The sequence below is a fragment of the Acinetobacter sp. AKBS16 genome (assembly GCF_002899995.1).
In the GTDB taxonomy this organism is placed as follows: Bacteria; Pseudomonadota; Gammaproteobacteria; order Pseudomonadales; family Moraxellaceae; genus Acinetobacter; species Acinetobacter baumannii.
Window position 1 is genome coordinate 1 of sequence record NZ_POYH01000021.1, and the last position, 1921, is coordinate 1921.

Sequence of the window (1921 nt, forward strand, 5' to 3'; positions counted from 1 at the left end):
AAAACGTTGTTGACCACGACCGGCACCACCACGGCCATCGCCCATACGATATGTACCGGCAGCATGCCACGCTAAACGGATAAATAAGCCCGTATAATTTCCCCAGTCGGCTGGCCACCAGTCTTGGGAATCGGTTAATACATTTTTGATGTCGGCTTTAAGTGCGTAGTAGTCGAGTTTTTTAAATTCTTGACGGTAATTAAAATCTTTACCGAGCGGATTAGAGCGTTCTGAATGTTGATTAAGTAAGTCAACACGTAATTGATTTGGCCACCAGTGTAAATTAGCCGTGCCACCACCGACTGTTACTTGCGGTTTTGAGTTATGACCTGAAAAAGGACATTTTGATTCGTTTGACATGATTATATTCTCTCTGGGTAATATTTATTGAGCTCTTAATAAAAATGAAGGCTCATTTTCCTGGACTTCTGGGTTAAAAAATGATGCGTATCGAATAAAGAAATGAGAGAACAAATGGTGAGAGAAACCGTTTTAAAAATTTTTCACTGTTATGTCAGCTCATCAGTTTTATTCAACAATACATGAGTTTCCTTTGTTTATTATTCCTTCAATTTACTGCATGAAGGCTAAAAAACAAGAGGGAAAATGGTTCAAATTTTGCAAATAATGACGCATGGCATGAGCTCCTTAATCATTGAAACATCGCAATATCTTTCAATTTCGTTCTTTAAATATACTAGAATCTGATTGTTTATTTTTCAAATGGATTAAATTGTCTATATTAATTGGTAAAACCGATTTTTGGAGAAATTAAAGATCAGGAGTGCGCTAAGTGGCATCTTAAAAATAAAGAGAAAATTTAAAAATAGATGAATTGAAAAAGGAGAGCTTTTTGACTCTCCTTTTTAAGTATTTATACGCTTACAAGGCGGTTAGATTTAACCATATCGGCTAGACCATGAGTTTTAAAGTAGTACTCAAGCCAGCTTTTTACAATAAGCGGATTATTCATTTTCATGACATCATCAAGCAGCTTTTGGGCATCTGACATTGGGACATGGCAAATTGCTTTTCGGACACGCAAGATGTTACTTGAACTCATCGAAAGGGTATTGAAGCCCATGGCCATCAGTAAGATCGCCGATAACGGATCACCCGCCATCTCACCACAAATACTTACTGGTTTTTGGTATTTATGGCATTCCTTCACGAGTCGAGTTAAAGCCCGCAAAATAGACGGATGGAAGTGTGAATAGACGTTTGCGACATGCGGATTATTACGGTCCACAGCAAGTAAGTATTGAGTTAAGTCATTTGAACCAACCGAGAAGAAATCGACAAGTTCGGCGAACTCATCAATTTGTAGCAGTACACTCGGTACCTCAACCATAATCCCGATTTTTGGTTTAGTAATTTTAACTTGTTCTTCTTCTTGCACTGCAATCCAGTCACGCTCAAGTAAATAAAGTACTTCTTCGACTTCACTTACTGTCGTTACCATTGGCAATAGGATATGCAAATTATTTAAACCAATACTGGCTTTAAGCATTGCCCGGATTTGTGCTGAGAAAATCTCTGGATGGTCGAGCGTGAAACGAATACCGCGCCACCCTAATGCCGAGTTCTCTTCTTCAATACTGAAGTAAGGTAAGTCTTTATCGGCACCAATATCGAGGGTACGCATGACTACCGGCTTATTGGCAAAGTGACTCAACTGTTGGCGATAGATGGCACGTTGTTCTTCTTCACCTGGGAAACGTTCCCGTAACATGAATGGAATTTCACTACGGTACAAACCCACACCTTGAGCGCCACGTTGTACACCGCGGACTACATCAATCATAAGGCCCGTGTTCACAAACAGTTGAACAGAGACACCGTCTGGTGTAATCGCTTCTTTGGTCTCATATTGTTTGAGATCTTTTGCGATTTGCTCGTCTTCTTTTTGAATTTCTTTATA

The 1921-nt window shown here is 39.5% G+C and carries 1 protein-coding gene and 1 pseudogene; both read right to left on the reverse strand.

The window, feature by feature from the left end:
* Positions 1 to 360, reverse strand: a pseudogene (locus tag C1642_RS03310) (catalase-peroxidase); the annotation flags it as partial.
* 514 nt (positions 361 to 874) lie between these two features.
* Positions 875 to 1921, reverse strand: a 1047-nt coding sequence (locus C1642_RS03315; protein WP_322869412.1) for a putative PEP-binding protein, incomplete at its 5' end; no start/stop codon positions are given.